The organism is Actinoplanes sp. NBRC 101535 (assembly GCF_030269225.1).
GTDB classification, from domain to species: Bacteria; Actinomycetota; Actinomycetes; order Mycobacteriales; family Micromonosporaceae; genus Actinoplanes; species Actinoplanes rectilineatus.
Genome location: NZ_BSSY01000013.1, coordinates 164793 through 180717 on the forward strand (window position 1 = coordinate 164793; position 15925 = coordinate 180717).

At 70.3% G+C, this 15925-nt stretch carries 15 protein-coding genes; 9 read left to right on the plus strand and 6 right to left on the minus strand.

Annotation, left to right across the window (positions count from 1 at the left end):
- Positions 1-44: 44 nt before the first annotated feature.
- The 5 genes from ligD (QSK32_RS31055) to QSK32_RS31075 all read left to right on the plus strand — a co-directional run bounded on the left by ligD (QSK32_RS31055) (position 45) and on the right by QSK32_RS31075 (position 4739).
- Positions 45-986: a non-homologous end-joining DNA ligase gene (ligD, locus tag QSK32_RS31055; RefSeq protein WP_502872571.1), complete on the plus strand. Its 942-nt coding sequence runs from the start codon at positions 45-47 to the stop codon at positions 984-986.
- Complete coding sequence (gene ligD / locus QSK32_RS31060; protein ID WP_285473887.1) at positions 973-1884, plus strand: non-homologous end-joining DNA ligase; 912 nt, start codon at positions 973-975, stop codon at positions 1882-1884. The genes ligD (QSK32_RS31055) and ligD (QSK32_RS31060) overlap by 14 nt, the downstream gene beginning before the upstream one ends.
- A gap of 69 nt (positions 1885-1953) precedes the next feature.
- On the plus strand, positions 1954-2832 hold the full coding sequence (locus QSK32_RS31065; protein WP_045740551.1) for an Ig-like domain-containing protein: 879 nt from the start codon (positions 1954-1956) through the stop codon (positions 2830-2832).
- Between the two features lie 120 nt (positions 2833-2952).
- Positions 2953-4353, plus strand: coding sequence for an Ig-like domain-containing protein (locus tag QSK32_RS31070; protein WP_045740552.1), 1401 nt, complete (start codon positions 2953-2955; stop codon positions 4351-4353).
- 2 nt (positions 4354-4355) lie between these two features.
- Complete coding sequence (locus QSK32_RS31075) at positions 4356-4739, plus strand: hypothetical protein (RefSeq protein WP_285473888.1); 384 nt, start codon at positions 4356-4358, stop codon at positions 4737-4739.
- A gap of 86 nt (positions 4740-4825) precedes the next feature.
- Here the strand turns inward: QSK32_RS31075 and QSK32_RS31080 are convergent, their stop codons facing one another.
- The 5 genes from QSK32_RS31080 to QSK32_RS31100 all read right to left on the minus strand — a co-directional run bounded on the left by QSK32_RS31080 (position 4826) and on the right by QSK32_RS31100 (position 11579).
- Positions 4826-5278, minus strand: a complete 453-nt coding sequence (locus tag QSK32_RS31080; protein WP_245673840.1) for a YcxB family protein — start codon at positions 5276-5278, stop codon at positions 4826-4828.
- Between the two features lie 74 nt (positions 5279-5352).
- Positions 5353-7014 carry a DNA repair helicase XPB gene (locus QSK32_RS31085; protein WP_045740554.1) on the minus strand — a complete coding sequence of 554 codons (1662 nt, stop codon included), beginning with the start codon at positions 7012-7014 and terminating at the stop codon, positions 5353-5355.
- Positions 7015-7163: 149 nt separating this feature from the next.
- The gene (locus QSK32_RS31090; protein ID WP_045740555.1) at positions 7164-8015 is read right to left on the minus strand and encodes a hypothetical protein; all 852 of its coding nucleotides are present in this window, start codon (positions 8013-8015) and stop codon (positions 7164-7166) included.
- Positions 7993-9069, minus strand: coding sequence for a type IV toxin-antitoxin system AbiEi family antitoxin (locus QSK32_RS31095; RefSeq protein ID WP_285473889.1), 1077 nt, complete (start codon positions 9067-9069; stop codon positions 7993-7995). The genes QSK32_RS31090 and QSK32_RS31095 overlap by 23 nt, the downstream gene beginning before the upstream one ends.
- A 122-nt stretch (positions 9070-9191) precedes the next feature.
- Positions 9192-11579 (minus strand): helicase-associated domain-containing protein, encoded by a 2388-nt coding sequence (locus QSK32_RS31100; protein ID WP_045740557.1) that lies wholly within the window; start codon positions 11577-11579, stop codon positions 9192-9194.
- Between the two features lie 78 nt (positions 11580-11657).
- Here QSK32_RS31100 and QSK32_RS31105 point away from each other — a divergent pair, with 78 nt between their 5' ends.
- From QSK32_RS31105 to QSK32_RS31115, 3 genes are all read left to right on the plus strand, one after another.
- Positions 11658-11840, plus strand: coding sequence for a hypothetical protein (locus QSK32_RS31105; RefSeq protein WP_045740558.1), 183 nt, complete (start codon positions 11658-11660; stop codon positions 11838-11840).
- Between the two features lie 9 nt (positions 11841-11849).
- A complete protein-coding gene (locus QSK32_RS31110) occupies positions 11850-12461 on the plus strand; it encodes an HAD family hydrolase (protein ID WP_045740559.1) in 612 nt (203 codons plus the stop codon).
- Positions 12462-12522: 61 nt separating this feature from the next.
- Positions 12523-12909: a cold-shock protein gene (locus QSK32_RS31115; RefSeq protein ID WP_045740560.1), complete on the plus strand. Its 387-nt coding sequence runs from the start codon at positions 12523-12525 to the stop codon at positions 12907-12909.
- Here the strand turns inward: QSK32_RS31115 and QSK32_RS31120 are convergent.
- Entirely contained in the window at positions 12906-13715 is an 810-nt protein-coding gene (locus QSK32_RS31120; protein ID WP_285473890.1) for a 1,4-dihydroxy-6-naphtoate synthase, read from the minus strand. The two genes, QSK32_RS31115 and QSK32_RS31120, sit on opposite strands and share 4 nt — an antisense overlap.
- A 173-nt stretch (positions 13716-13888) precedes the next feature.
- Between QSK32_RS31120 and QSK32_RS31125 the strand changes: the two genes are divergently transcribed.
- Positions 13889-15901 (plus strand): amidohydrolase family protein, encoded by a 2013-nt coding sequence (locus QSK32_RS31125; RefSeq protein WP_052720171.1) that lies wholly within the window; start codon positions 13889-13891, stop codon positions 15899-15901.
- Positions 15902-15925 lie beyond the last annotated feature (24 nt).

Consider the following 15925-nt stretch of genomic DNA (forward strand, 5'->3'; position numbering starts at 1 on the left):
TGAGACAGCTGCGTAAGGTGAATGGATCTGCTTATGGTGATCGGGTGACGGGACCACCCCTCTCCCCGATGCTCGCCACCGCGGGCCCGCTGCCGGGCGGGTCCGACTGGAGCTACGAGTTCAAGTGGGACGGGGTCCGCGTCCTCGCGCTGTTCGACGGCGGACCGCCCGACCTGTTCGCCCGCTCCGGCGCCACGGTCACCGCCGCCTACCCGGAGATCATCGGCCTGCACCTGCCGGAGGGCACCCTGCTCGACGGCGAGATGGTGGTCTTCGATGAGAACGGGCGCCCCTCGTTCCCCCTGCTGGCCGAGCGGATGCACGTCCGGGACCGCACCCGGGCGAGCCGGCTGGCAGCCGCCGTGCCGGCCACCTACCTGGCCTTCGACCTGCTGTATCTCGACGGCATCGACTACACCGGCCTGCCCTACCTGGCCCGGCGCGAGCGCCTCGAGGAACTCGGCATGGCCGGCCCGAACTGGATGGTGCCGCCGTCGTTCGGCGACGGCGTGGCCACCGCGACCGCCGCCCGGGAGAACCAGCTCGAAGGCGTGATGGCCAAGCGGTCCGACTCGGTCTACCTGCCCGGACGCCGGTCCGCCGACTGGATCAAGGTGAAGTTCGAGCACACCGGCGACTACGTGATCGGCGGCTGGCGACCCGGCGCGCGCAAACTCGGCGGCCTGCTGGTCGGCGTGCCCACCCCGGCCGGCCTGGCCTTCCGGGGACGGGTCGGCGGCGGCATCGGCGCGGCCGCGGAACGCGACCTGCTGGCCCGGCTGGCACCGCTCGCCGCGGGCGAGTCGCCGTTCGTGCCGGGCGCGGTGCCCCGCGACGACTCCCGCGGGGTGCACTGGGTCCGCCCGGAACTGGTCGCCGAGATCCGCTACGGCAACGAGACCCCCGACCACCGCCTGCGGTTCCCCCGCTTCCTGCGGCTCCGCGACGACAAACCGGCCCGGGAGTGTGGCGATGGCACCCCGTGACCGCATGCTGGTGACGATCGAGGACCACGACGTCGAGCTCTCCAACCTCGACAAGATCATGTTCCCGGCGACCGGATTCACCAAGGGCGAGGTGATCGACTACTACACGCGGGTCGCCCCGGTCATGCTGCCGCACCTGCGCGGCCGGCCCGCCACCCGGATCCGCTTCCCGCACGGTGTCGAGGGCGCACACTTCTTCGAGAAGAACAGGCCGGGGGGTACGCCTGGATGGGTGCACCTGGCGACCCTGCCGGTGCCCGGCTCCACCCGGCGACGCGAGACGATCGACTTCGTGGTCGTCGACGACCTGCCCACCCTGGTCTGGCTGGCCAACCTGGCGGCGATCGAACTGCACACTCCGCAGTGGCGTCTCGGCGCCGACCCGGACCTGATGGTCGTCGACCTCGACCCGGGTGAACCGGCCGGCCTGCGGGAATGCTGCGCGGTGGCGGTCCTGATGCGCGACCGCCTGGACGTGGACGGGATAGCCGCCTTCCCGAAGACCTCCGGCCGCAAGGGCATGCAACTGTGCTGCCCGATCTCCGGCACCCAGGACTCGGTGGTGGTGTCCGGATACGCCCGCCGGGTCGCCGAGGAACTGTCCCGGATGGTCCCCGGCTCGATCACCGCGAACATGGCCCGCCGGCTGCGCCCCGGAAAGATCTTCATCGACTGGAGTCAGAACGCGGCGGCGAAGACGACGGTCACGCCGTACTCGCTGCGCGCGGGCGCGACACCCACCGCGTCGACCCCGATGACCTGGGACGAGGTGGCCGCGATGGCCACCGGCGACGCCGAGGCCCGCCAGTTCGGCGCGGGCGAGGTCCTGGAGCGGGTCGGGGGACACGGCGATCTGCTCTCCGAGTTGTTCCGCCCCGGGCCGGCCGTCCCGCATTGACATCGGCCGTCGACAGCGTCGATCCGGTGTCGTATCGTTCCCCGGCAGCCACATTCACGGGGAGCCACATTGGACATTCTGCGTACCGTTGCCACCGCGACCCTCGCCACCGCATTGCTCTTCGGTGCCGGCTCGCCCGCCTTCGCCGCTGACGAGGACACGTCCGGGCCGTACGTCTCGATCGAGCTGGAACCGCTGATCCCCGGCGGGGCCTACGACTTCTCCGCATGGGTGACCGACGAGTCCGCCGTCGACCGGGTCGAGTGGTGGATCGACGGCAAGCTGCGGTCGACGGCCGCATCCTTCCGGTACACCTTCACCGGGGCCAGCCGGACCGTCGACGTGCTCTTCAACGCCTGGGACAGCGTCGGCAACCTGACCACGTACACCGGCGAGATGGAGCTGGACACTCAGGCGCCCGAGGTCGAATGGGTCACGCCGCGCAACGGCGCGATCATCCCCGGCGGCAACCTGACCAGCACGATCATCGCCGTGGACGACGTCAGCGGCGAGGTCGGCGCCGGCATGAAGGGCGGCAGCCGGGTCGAGCCGGGCACCGAGTTCACGTCCCGCACCGCGGCCGGCCCGGAAGGCAAGCGGCAGGTGGTCTGGACGGTCTGGGACGAGGTCGGCAACACCACCGTCGCCCGGCGCACGGTGACCGTGGACCGGACCGCCCCCAAGGTGGCGTTCAGCAAGGCGCCGAAGAACAAGGCGAAGGTCAAGGGCAAGGTGGCGATCACCGCCTCGGCGAGCGACAAGAACGGCGTTGCGAAGGTGCAGCTGCTGGTCAACGGCAAGGCGGTCGCGACCGACACCAAGGCGGCGTACAAGTTCACTCTGAACACCGCCAAGTACGGCAAGACGATCAAGGTGCAGCTGCGGGCGTACGACAAGGCCGGCAACCTGCGGAAGACGACCACCCGGACCTGGACGAAGAAGAAGTAGCCCATGATGGCCGCCCGGACCTCCGGGCGGCCATCGGTGACCGGCGATCGACAGCGTCGATCCGGTGGCGTATCGTTTGCGGGGCCCGCAGGGGCCATTCACGGGGAGTACCTCTTGCGCATGCTTCGCAGCGCCGTGGTCACGGCGCTCTCCACCTCTCTGATCCTCACCGCGGGCACACCCGCCCTCGCCGACGACACCTCGGCTCCGGTCGTCACCTCCACCGGCTTGACCGAGGGCCAGTGGGTCGGGCAGGCCCGCAGGATCTACCCGATCTATCACGACGATGTGGCCGTCGAGAAGGTCAACGTCCTGCTCGACGGGACGCTGTGGCGCTCATACACCGGAAATGCCGGCCGGGCCGGCATCAGCTTCACCCCGCCGGACTCCTACAACGACCATGCGGTGGAGGTGACCGTCCAAGCCGTCGACGCCGCGGGGAATAAGGGGCAGGCCACCACCCTGGTGAACGTCGACACCGAGAGGCCGGCGGCGACACTCCCGGCCCAGGACAGCGTCCTGCACGGCCCCGTCGAGCTCACCCCGGTCGACGTCTCCAGCGACACCGCCGAGCTTCAGCTCAGCGTCGACGGGCAGGTGGTCGCCACAGCGGTCGCCGCACCCTGGACCCTCGCCTGGGACACCAGCGTCATCACCCGGCCGGGCGCCACGGTGAACCTGCGCGTCAAGGACCGGGCCGGTAACCTCACCGCCACGAGCCGGTTCTACACGTTCGACAACGTCGGCCCGCGGATCACCACGAGCATCCCCTCCGTCGTCACCGCCGAGGGGATCGAGCTCACCGCCGCCCTGCAGGACACCGACGGGTCGGGGCGCATCGAATGGTGGGTGGACGGGGTGCTGCGCTCGACCGCGTACACCTACTACCACCCGGGCTGGGGCAGGAAGAACCGGACCGCCACCGTGGAGATCCGGGCCTGGGACCGCCTCGGCAACCGGTCGACGCTCACCGCGAAGGTCCGCGTCGACGTCAGCGGTCCCGTCGTCACCTGGGTGTCGCCGGCGAACAACGCTCTGATCCGCGGCCGCAAGGTCACCAGCACGGTCCGGGTGTCCGACCCGACTGCGATGACCACCGCCACCCTGGTGCCGGGTAACACCCGCCTCGTCTGCACGACGTGCACCCTGACGACGGACACGCTGCAGGAGGGCCGCAACGAGCTGACCTGGTACACCTGGGACGGCCTGATCAACTCGACCATGGTCACCCGGACCGTGATCGTGGACAACACGAAGGCGAAGCTGGCGTTCGCCAAGGCCCCCAAGAACAAGGCGAAAATCAAGGGCAAGGTCGCGATCACCGCGTCGGCCAGTGACAAGAACGGCATCGCCAAGGTCCAGCTGCTGGTCAACGGCAAGGTCGTCGCGACCGACACCAAGGCGGCGTACAAGTTCACGCTGAACACCGCCAAATACGGCAAGACGATCAAGGTCCAACTGCGGGCGTACGACAAAGCAGGCAACGTGACCACGACGACCACCCGGACCTGGAGGCGCTGACCATGCCCGCACTCCTGATCGACTTCCGGCACGCACCGGGCGCCTGGGCGTTCAAGATGACCGCGCCGCGCCTGCTCGTCGACGGCGTGGAACACCCGGTGAGCGGCTGGGGACCGCGCAACGTCAACCTGGGCCCGGGAACGCACCGCGTCGAGGTCTTCGTGCCGTACGTGCTGCCGCGTAGGGCCGGCCGGGTCACCCGTGACGTGGTGCTCCCTGACGAGGGCCTGCAACTGGAGTACATGGCGCCGACGATCACCTTCGCGAAGGGGAAACTCGGCCCGCGCGGCGAGCAGGTCTCGACCGGCTACCGTCCCCTCCAGATCTTCAACGTCATCTTCCTGGTCTTCGCCGTGATCTACCTGGCCGCAAGGTACGCGAGCTGACCGTGCCGATCATCGTCGTCGAACGGGACGAGGACGGAGTGTGGTGCGCGCACGCTCAGCGGCGCACCGCTGCGTCGTCGAGCGGGTCAGGCCCGGGCGGCCAGGAAAGTATCGATGGCGGCCTGCTCGTCCGGGGTGAAAGCGGCCCGGGGGAGCAGGTTGCGGACGGGACCGTGCCGCAGCACCCACACGCTGCGGCGCGCGGTGATCGAGGTGAGGGCGGTCCAGCCGAGGTGGGTGTCGCTGCCGGCCGCGGTGATACGGATGCCCAGGTCGGTCAGTGTGAAACTGACCGGGCCGGTGTTGAGCGAGCGCTGGCCCTGCCAGCCGAGCAGGGCGTAGATCTCCGGTATGGCGAGGATCGCGGCGCAGGCCAGCAGCACTTTGACGATTCGCGAGTCGAAGTCGGATGCCAGGCCGAGCAGGACGACCAGCGGCACCAGGATGCCGACGGCGATCCGGCCCGCGATGACCCGGCGGCCGAGCGCCTGCACCGCCATCCGCCGGAACGAACGGTAGTCGAATCGATACTCCCCCATGATGTTCACGCCCGGGAGTATGGCACCGGCCGCACTGCAGTTGATCATCTACAGTGCAGCCGATGGCAGAGGTCTCAGTCGATCTGGGGGAGGGGCGGACCGAGGACGTCGTCGGCGTCGACGATCGTGTAGGCGTAGCCCTGCTCGGCCAGGAAACGCTGACGGTGCGCGGCGTACTCGGTGTCGATCGTGTCGCGGGAGACCACCGAGTAGAAGTGCGCCTGCCGCCCGTCGCCCTTGGGGCGCAGCACCCGGCCGAGACGCTGGGCCTCCTCCTGCCGGGAACCGAACGTGCCGGACACCTGGATCGCCACCGCCGCCTCCGGCAGGTCGATGGAGAAGTTGCCGACCTTCGACAGGACCAGGGTGCGCAGCGAACCGTCCCGGAACGCGTCGAACAGGCGCTCGCGTTCCTTGTTCGTGGTGGAACCCTGCACGATCGGGGCGTCCAGGAACTCGCCCAGTTCGTGCAGCTGGTCGAGGAAACCGCCGATGACCAGCACCTGCTCGTTCGGGTGCTTGTCGACGAGGGCCTTGACCACCGGGAGTTTGGTGCGGGCGGTGGCCGCGGCCCGGTAGCGTTCCTCGGCTTCGGTCACCGCGTACGCCATCCGCTCCGCCTCGGTGAGGGTGACCCGCACCTCGACGCACTCGGCCGGGGCGATCCAGCCCTGGGACTCGATGTCCTTCCACGGGGCGTCGTAGCGTTTCGGGCCGATCAGCGAGAACACGTCGCCTTCGCGGCCGTCCTCGCGGACCAGGGTGGCGGTGAGGCCGAGCCGGCGGCGGGCCTGCAGGTCGGCGGTGAACCGGAAGATCGGGGCCGGCAGCAGGTGCACCTCGTCGTAGACGACCAGGCCCCAGTCGCGGGCACCGAACAGGTCCAGGTGGGTGAAGGCGCCGCCGCGGCGGGACGTGAGCACCTGGTACGTCGCGATGGTGACCGGCCGGATCTCCTTGCGCTCACCGCTGTACTCGCCGATCTCCTCCTCGGTGAGGGTGGTGCGGGCCAGCAGTTCGCGTTTCCACTGCCGGCCGGCGACCGTGTTGGTCACCAGGATCAGGGTGGTCGCCGAGGCCTGGGCCATCGCGGCCGCGCCGACGAGCGTCTTGCCCGCGCCGCACGGCAGCACCACGACACCGGAACCGCCCGCCCAGAAACCGTCGACCGCCTCCTGCTGGTAGGACCGCAGGGTCCAGCCGTCCTCCTTCAACGCGATGGCGTGCGCTTCGCCGTCGACGTACCCCGCGAGGTCCTCGGCCGGCCAGCCGAGCTTGAGCAGGGCCTGCTTGAGGCGCCCGCGTTCGGAGGCGTGTACCGCGATGGTCTCGTCGTCGAGGCGGGCGCCGAGCATGCCGGCCATCTTCTTCGACTTGGCCACCTCGATCAGCACGATCTTGTCGAGCCCGCGCAGGACCAGGCCGTGCACCGGGTCGTTCAGCAGCTGCAGCCGGCCGTAGCGGTCCATCGTCTCGGCCACGTCGACCAGCAGCGCGTGCGGGACCGGATAACGCGAGAACTTGATCAGCGCGTCGACCACGCTCTCGGCGTCGTGGCCGGCCGCCCGGCTGTTCCAGAGCCCCAGCGGGGTCAGCCGATAGGTGTGCACGTGCTCGGGGGACCGCTCCAGCTCCGCGAACGGGGCGATCGCCATCCGGCACGCCTGCGCGTCCGGGTGGTCGACCTCGAGGAGAAGGGTCTTGTCCGACTGCACGATCAGTGGTCCGCCGCTCACCCGTGAAACCTTCCGCAGAGCCGAAAACCGACCCTCCAGTCTGACACGAAAATCAGGGTGCAACATTCCGGTGGACTCACACGTGTAACTCATGCGGGGGCGGTGCCGGGTCGTGGCTCAGCGGGGGTGCACGACCCGGCACCCCGCGTTCACTTTCCGAGCTCGGCGAGCAGGTCGTGCGTCAGGAGCGACGTCGACAGGGCGACCGTCGGAGGCTCCCCGAGACCCTCCTCGGCGCGGCCGGCCATGACGGGGATCATCGCCTCCGGCCCGGAAGCCGCCAATTCCCTCATCTCGTCGAGCGCGTGATCGGTGACGGAGGCACTGACCGGGTCGTCGAGCAGACGGCGGAATCCGTCCACCAGCAGGGCCGTCTCGATGGCGATGAGGATCCGGTACAGGTCGTGGGCGTCCTTGTCGTTGAGACGATGCGGCGTTCCGAGGCGTTCGGTGATCTTGTGGATCTTGGAGACCAGAAGTGCGGCCGGTCCCGCGACTCTGGCCTCGTAGACGCGGGGATCCGTGCGATCGAGTGCACTGATGCATTCGGTCGTGTTGTCGACGACAGCCGCTTCGAGGCCGCGAGCGCGCCGCATGGCCCGGCGATCGTGCGGAGGGAGACGGGCACCTCGGGCCGACGGGCCTCCGGGGCCGGCGAGCGCGTCGGGAACCATCAGATCCACGGGGATGCCTGCGGCGTTGACCCAGGAACCGGGTTGTCCGTGCCGGGGATCGGGCAGGAAGCCACCCGCTCGCATGGCCGCATCCACGCGGGGATCCTCGCTCAGGAGGCGGGGATCTATCGCCAGGTCGCTGTCCTTGGTCGCTTCGGCGAGTGCGACCCGCGCGCTGCCGGTCCTGAGGTACACGGCCTGGGCCCCGATGACGATGACAGCGCTGCGGTGCTCGTTCAGAGCCTCCAACGCATCCAGCATCGCGCCGCGTGCCTGGACGAGCAGATCCTGCGGCTGGTGTCGCTCAGAGACGCCAGGATCGTTCATTGGCTGTCATCCAATCCAGGAGTTGTTCTGCCTCTTGGGGGTTGCGTCCCGGACCTGTCATGAGATCGGCGGTCACCTGTGCGGGCGCAGCGATGCGGAGCCGGCTGGTGCTGGTGAGGCTGCGCAGGAACGGGACGTCCGTGTCGGGTTCGGCGAGCATCACGTTGGCGCCGGCGTCCGCCGGCCGGAGCCCCCATCGGGCGGCGGCCGTTCCGGCGTCAGCGGTGTGGATCATGGCGGCCCGGGCGGGGGCGTAGGACGCCCACTCGGCGGCCGCGATCGTCCCGCTCATCGCGTAGGTCTCCACGCTGTTCTCGGCGACACGTGCCAGCAGGTCGTCCAGACCGCGGGGCGCTATCCAGCGTGTGACCCGTCCGGAGCGGGTGAAGCCGTAGTCCTCACTCCATCGGCGCAGGACCGCGTCCCATCGCGGAATGACGACCTTCCCCTGGCCGGTGCGCTCGGCCAGTCCCTCCCTCTCCAGGAAGTCGACGACCCGGTAGACCGAGCCGGTGGAGACCTGAGCCGTCTGGATCAGATCGCGGATGGACCAGTCCCTCGCGAAGTCGGTGATGGCGCGGACCACTCGTGCGGCAGGCGCGCCTTTGAGGGTGCCGCGGGGCCGGCCGGGTCCCCGCCACGGGTCCCCGTCGGCCCCGCGATCGGCGATGAACAGGCCGGGTGAGGCGGTTTCGAGGCGGAGGTTCCCGGTGGTGTCGACGAAGGAGATGCCGTTCTCGATGAGGCGTCTGCGGACCTGCGGGGACAGGTATCGGGCGGCCAGCACACCATGCGCCCTGCTCATCGAGCCGGCATGTGCGTCGAGCTGCGCAGCGACATGGGTGACGTCCCGGCCCTCGACGGTGGTCCTGGCTTCGATGACCAGGGTGACGGCGTTGCCGTCCGGTGCGGTGACCGTGAGAAGCAGGTCCGGCCCCGAACCGGATGTCGTCGTCTGCAGGGACCACGTCGCGGGGAGTCGCTCGGTGAGGATGGCTGAGGCTCGGCGGAGGACTTCGGTCTCGTTGCGGGGTGGTTCGGTGGCTGGGTCCATGCCGGGCCGTCCTGGAGATGAGACAGGCTTGCAAAACGCGCGGTGTCTCGATTATTCCTCTGTTCCGCTGACGACGGAAACCCTTATTAACCCGAACGGGGTACCCGTCGTCAGCGGCAGAGCTACTCCTCGGTGACGGCTGCGGTGATGCGGTGCAGGGCGAAAGTGTGCAGGCTCTCGCCGCGCTCGTCCTCGGCCCGCAGGTAGCCCGCGCTCAGCGAGACCGGCCGGACCAGCCGGGACAGGGTGGCGCCGTGCGAATCCACGTACCCCACCCAGACCCGGACCTTGTCGCGCACCGCCTGCTGGAGCACCGCCATGGCCTGCGAATGCTGCTGCACCGCGGTGAGACCGGGTACCGCCTGACCCTGGGCGGCGCGCACGGTGACCGGGGCCCGCCGCGCGGCGCGGGTGGCGACGTCGCCGCGGCGCAACTGTTCGACCACCCCGGCCAGGCGGGGTCCGGCCAGCGTCGGGGGGCCTCCGGGGTCGGCGATTCTGGGTGTACGCGCCGGAGCACGTCGCGCCTTGGGCCGGGTCAGGACGGTCGCCCCGCCGGCGTCCTCGGCGACCGGGGCGTAACCGGCCTCCCGGAGCGCGCCCAGCAGGCGGGCCACCGGCCGGGGGCTGACCAGCACGGTCGGCGCGATCCGGTGCAGGTCGACGGTGAGCAGGCGTTTGTCGCCGAGCACCTCGGCGAGCAGCGCCTCGTCGTCGCTGCGCAGGTAGGAGCCGGCCGATCCGCTGCGCAGGCCGCCGTGTTTGCGGGCGGTGTCGTCGATCAGGTAGGTCAGGGTCTGCGGCACCGGGGTGCGGGACCGCCGCCGGAACAGGGTGTGCAGGTCGTCGGCGCGGTAGCCGACGTCCAGGGCCCGGCGCAGGCTGGCCGGGGTGACCCGGAAGACGCTGGCGCCGCCGGCCGACTCGGGTTCGGCGATCACGTCCAGTTCGGCCCCGAGTTCCGGTTCCGGCGGGCCGGGCACGACCACGCTCAGGTCGGCCTGGACCAGGACGTGGTCGACTGGTTCGGGCAGCAGGGCGTCCAGGGCACGGACCGCGTCGGCGGGCGCGTCCTGCGGGTGCACCCCCAACGGGTCACCCTCGTCCGGTTCCGGATCGGCCAGGAGCAGCCGGGCGTACGACGTGAGCGCCCCCAACCCGGTGATCCCGAGCAGGGCCGCGCCGGTCAGCGCGTCCCGGTGGGCGCCTTCACGTCCGCGGGCCCGGCGCGGCGCCTGCCAGTTGAGCAGGGCGAGCAGGTCCTCGGCGGTCGGGGCGGCGCCCGGTGCCAGGTCGGCGAGGGCGGTCAGCGCCTCCCGCCGGGCCTGGGGTGCCCCGGCCCGTTCGGCGTCCGGGGCGAGCGCGTTGATCGGCCGGTCCCGTTCGTCGCGCCGCCCGATCAGGCCGGTCTGCCGGGTCATCATCAGCCACGTCCGGGCCAGGCTGGTCCAGCGGTGTGCCGCGCCGGCCGCCCGCCACATGTCGTACGCGCTGGTGGGCAGGAACACCTCCTGCGCGGTGCCGGTCCGTCCGTTGGAGGGCACCTCGGATTCGCCGAGCATGCCGGTCGCGTACGCCACCTCGACCAGCAGGGCGGTGCCGGACTCGTCCAGGCCGGTGGCCCGGGTCAGCCGTTTCAGGTCGCGGACACCGAGGCCGCCGGTTCGCAGCACCGGGCCGGGTTCGGCGGCCAGCGCCTCCAGCAGGGCTTCGGTGGCGCGTACCGCCTCCATGGTCTGTCCGGCGCCGGCCGAGTCGGCGGCCTTGGTGTCGCGCATCGGGGCGTCCGGCATCGGCGCGTACGGGCGCAGCACGCCGATCGGCCCGGTGTCGCGGCGCAGCAGCATCCCGATCTCGCGGGGCAGTTCGACCAGTTCACCGTCCGGCCGGGGTGCCCGGCCGGCCTCGGTGACCGGGACCAGGATGTGCTGGTCGACGAGCCAGCGGACCGGTTCGGCCATCGCCTCCCGGTTGAGTGCCCCGATCGGGGGACCGGCGGCGAGCCGGTCCAGGACGGCCCGGGCGCCGGGCGGGGCGGACAGCACCGTGCGGCGCAGTTTGGCCCGGTCGGCGCAGAGGGCCGCGGTCCGGGCGTCCAGGAAGTCCGCGGGACGCCCGAGGCCGGCCGGGTACGGCGAGGTGACCTCGTCGACCGTGCCGACCACGTGCAGGCCCTCGGGTGCGCCGTAGAGCAGGAACCGGCTGCGCAGCCGGTCGATCGCCGCGCGGACGTCGTCGCCGGCCACGCCGGTGGCCAGTTCGAGGATCGCGTCGACGGAGGTGAGCGCGGTGTCGGCGGCCCGGCTGAGGCGGGCCGCGTCCAGGATCAGGAGGGTGAACTCGTCCAGCGCGTCCAGGCAGCGGGAGACCGAGTTGCGGGACTGTGCGCGTACCGCGAGCGCCGAGATGTCAGCGGGTACCGGAACGACCAGGTCCGGGCGCAACTGGATGAGCGCGCCCAGCGCCTCGTCGGGGAGCGACCGTAGTTGATCGGCGAATGTGGTGGCCATCGTCTTCAACGCTAACGTTCATGGGACGATGGTGGTGGGTCCGGGCGTGGCCGGACCTCGATCAGAGGAGGACCGAACGTGGCGTCGAAGGCCCAGAAGACTCAGCCGGCCAAGGGCGGGCAGCCCGCAGCCCCGGCTCACACGGTTTCCGAGCTGGTGTCCGACCGTGCCGCCGCCCCGTCGCCCTTCGGTGACGACCAGACCTTCCCCCTGCCGGTGGACTCGCTGCGGTACCGGGCGACGATGGCTCAGGGCGACTGAATCGCCGCGATGCCGGGTGCGGTCGGTTTCGACCTGGACATGACCCTCATCGACTCCCGGCCGGGGATCCGTGAGGCGTATCGCGCGTTGACCGCGCGGACCGGTGTGCACGTCGACGCCGACCTCGCCGTGTCCCGGCTCGGCCCGCCGTTGCGGACCGAGCTGGGGTACTGGTTCCCCGCCGAGGAGATCGAACAGACGGTCGTCACCTATCGCGCGCTCTACGAGGTGCACGCGATCACCCCGTCCGTGCCGACCGCCGGCGCCGTGGAGGCGCTCGCGGCGGTGCGTGCCGCCGGTCTGCGGACCGTGGTGGTGACCTCGAAACTGGGCCGTCTGGCCCGCCTGCACCTCGACCACCTGGGCATGCCCGTGGATGAGCTGGCCGGTGACCTGTTCGCTGAGGGCAAGGCGTCCGCGCTGGTGGAGCACGGTGTGCGCTGGTACGTGGGTGATCACGTGGCGGACATGGTGGCGGCCCGGACGGCCGGGATCCCGGGCATCGGGGTGGCTACCGGACCGTGTTCCGAGGCGGATCTCCGCGCTGCCGGTGCCGCTCACGTGCTCGAAGATCTCAGCGTGTTCCCAGCACTACTGGCTGAGATAACAGTTGGGTCCTGACGCCTCTCTGGATAGCCTTGCCGTGAGCAGTTGTGTCCATTGAGTGAAGTTGAGGTCAGCGGTGCCCACGGGTCGAGTGAAGTGGTACGACGCTACGAAGGGGTTCGGATTCGTCACCAGTGATGAGGGTGGCGATGTCTTCCTGCCCAAGGGTGCGCTGCCCGCGGGGGTCACTGAGCTGAAAACGGGACAGCGGATCGAGTTCGGCGTCGTGGACAGTCGCAAGGGCGCGCAGGCGCTCGGCGTCAAGCTTCTGGACGCCCCGCCGTCACTGGCCGAGCTGCGCCGGCGTCCGGCCGACGAGCTCGCCAGCATGATCGAAGACATGATCAAGGTGTTGGAGAGTCAGGTGCAGCCCTCGTTGCAGCGGGGCCGGCACCCGGACAAGAAGACCGCACAGAAGATCGCTCAGCTGGTGCACGCCGTCGCCCGGGAGTTCGAGGTCTAGAGGAACGGCTTCACCGCTGGTGTCAGGCCCGCCGCTGCCGCACGCCCGAGCAGGGCGTCGGCGGCGGCGAGTCCGTCTCTGCCCAGGTCGAGGGTGAACTCGTTGACGTAGAGCTCGATGTGCTGCTTCACCACGGTGGGCTCCATCTCCTGCGCGTTGGCGAGGATGAAGTCCTGGCTGGCGGCCGGGTCGAGCCAGCCCTGGCGCAGCGACTCGCGGATCCACTCGGTGGCCTGCGCCGGGTCGACGACGCCCTTGCGGGCGAGGATCGCACCGAGCGGGATCGGCAGGCCGGTGTCGTGCTCCCACCACTCGCCCAGGTCGGCCAGGGCGTGCAGGCCATGACGCTGGTACGTGAAACGGGCCTCGTGGATGACCAGGCCGGCATCGAACGTCCCGTCGGCGACACCCGGCATGATCTGGTGGAACGGGACCACCTCGATGCGGGCCGGCGGCTGGTCCGAGGCCCAGAGGCGGAACAGCAGGTAGGCGGTCGTGCGGTCGCCGGGCACGGCCACCGTCGCGCCGGTCAGGTCGCGTTGTTCCCGGGCCAGCACCAGCGGGCCACAGCCGCGGCCCAGTGCGCCGCCGCAGGGCAGCAGGTCGTAGTCGCCGAGCAGCCAGGGCAGTGCCGCGTAACTCACCTTGACCAGGTCGAACGTGCCACTCTCGGCGGCCGTGTTGGTGACGTCGACGTCGGCGAACGTGAGGTCGACCGGCGGCGCGCCGGGCACCAGCCCGTGGATCAGGGCGTGGAACACGAAGGTGTCGTTGGGGCACGGCGAGACCGCCAGGGAGAGCGTCACACCCGTCACGCTAGTCCCGCGAACGCGGGAACGCTCGCGGCAGCGGGTGTCTGGCTCCCCACATTGGCATCATTCCAGTTCAAAAATATTTACGGATCCCTCTGGCTTGCGCGGGTCCGATGTTCCTACACTCCGTTTTGTTGGATCATGTGATCGACCAAGGGGGTGTTGCCGTGGCACGTTCGCTGGTCGCGGGCGTCCTGGTGCTCGGCCTCGTCGGAGGGCTACCCACGCCCGCCGAGGCCGCGGTGACCTGGACGCCGGCCTACGCACTGGAGGGTTCCTGCGTCACGCTGCAGACCTCCACCGGGTACGTCGTGAAGGACAGCGTCGGATACGGGTTCTCGAGCAGCGCGACGAGCGCCGAGAAGTTCCGGTTCGAGGCCACCCAACTCGGCCGATACCAGATCCGGGACTCGACCGGAGCGCCGATCTATCAGAGCGTGCTCGGCTGGATCTGGGCCGGTGCGGACTACGGCGACCGCGCCGACTGGACGGTCAGCACCGCCGACGGCGGTTACAAGCTGGTATCCACCGCGACCGGCCAGCAGATGGGCACCTACCTGGGCGGGCTCGGCGCCGGCAGCTCCACCTTCACGCTGGGCGCGACGACCGGCTGCGCCGCGATCCCGGACATCACCACCGGCGTCAGCGGCACCCCCGCCGCCGGGGTGGACGCCGACGGCGAACTGGTCGGATGGATCGACGCCCACGCGCACGTCACCGCCGCGGAGGCGTTCGGCGGATCACTGCACTGCGGTGACGCGTACGCGCCCGGCGGCGCACCGGTCGCGCTCAAGGGCTGCGCCTCGCACGGCACCCTCGGCTGGGGTGCCCTGCTCGAGGCGATCATCGCCGGCACCGACCCGATCGCCTCGGCCGAGGACGGCTGGCCCACCTTCGGCGACTGGCCGCAGAACGACACGCTGCTGCACGAGGCGTCCTACTTCCGCAGCCTGGAGCGGGCCTGGCAGTCCGGCCAGCGGGTGCTCAACGTGCTGCTGGTGGCGAACCGGGTGATCTGCGAGCTCACCCCGGAGCACACCTCCTGCGACGAGATGGACCAGATCCGGGCGCAGGCCACCTACCTGGCGAAGATGCAGGACTACGTCGACGCCCGCAGTGGCGGACCGGGCAAGGGCTGGTTCCGGCTGGCCACCACGCCCGAGCAGGTCCGGCAGATCGCCGCGCAGGGCAAACTTGCGGTCACCATCGGGGTGGAGAACTCCGAGATCTTCGGCTGCCGCGAGATCAACGACGTGCCGCAGTGCACCACCGCGGACATCGACGCCGGACTCGACGAGCTGGAGAGCCTCGGCGTCAGCGGGTTGTACCCGGTGCACAAGTTCGACAACGCGCTCGGCGGCACCCGCTTCGACGAGGGCGTCACCGGCGCCGCGATCAACGTCGGGCAGCTGCTGTCCAGCGGCCACTGGTGGCAGGCGACCAGCTGCACCGGACCGTCCGACAACGAACAGCCACTGGTCAGCGACGACCTCGCGCGTCTGCTGGAGCTGGGCGTCGCGCTGCCGGCCGGCACCATCCTGCCGGTCTACCCGAGCGGCCCGATCTGCAACGTCCGCGGGCTGACGGCGCTCGGTACGTACCTCATCGAAGAAATGATCGAGCGCGGCATGATCATCCACATCGACCACATGGGGGTGAAGACCGCGACCGCGGTCCTCGACCTTGCCGAGCGGGCCGGATATCCCGGCGTCACCTCGGTGCACAGCTGGTCCGATCCGACGATCGTGAACCGCGTCCTCGGCCTCGGTGGTTTCGTCGCGAGCTACGCGTTCGCGGCGACCGACGACGGCCAGGAGACGCCGACCTTCCTGGACGAGTGGCGGGCGCACCAGGCGCTCACCAACGCCTCGAAGATCACCGGGTACGGGGTCGGCACCGACGTGAACGGGCTGGGCCCCCAGGCCGCCCCCCGCCTGAATGCCGGGTCCAGCCCGCTCACCTATCCGTTCACCGCCACCAACGGCACCACCGTCGCCAAGCAGGTCTACGGCACCCGCACCTTCGACCTGAACACCGACGGGGTCGCCCAGTACGGCCTCTACGCCGACTGGATCACCGACCTGATCGGCCAGTCCGGCTCCGACGCCACCGTGCTCCGCAAACAGCTGCTCAGCGGCGCTGAGGCCTACACGGTGATGTGGGAGCGGGCCAGGGCATGACCGCCCGCACCGAGCGGCGACCGG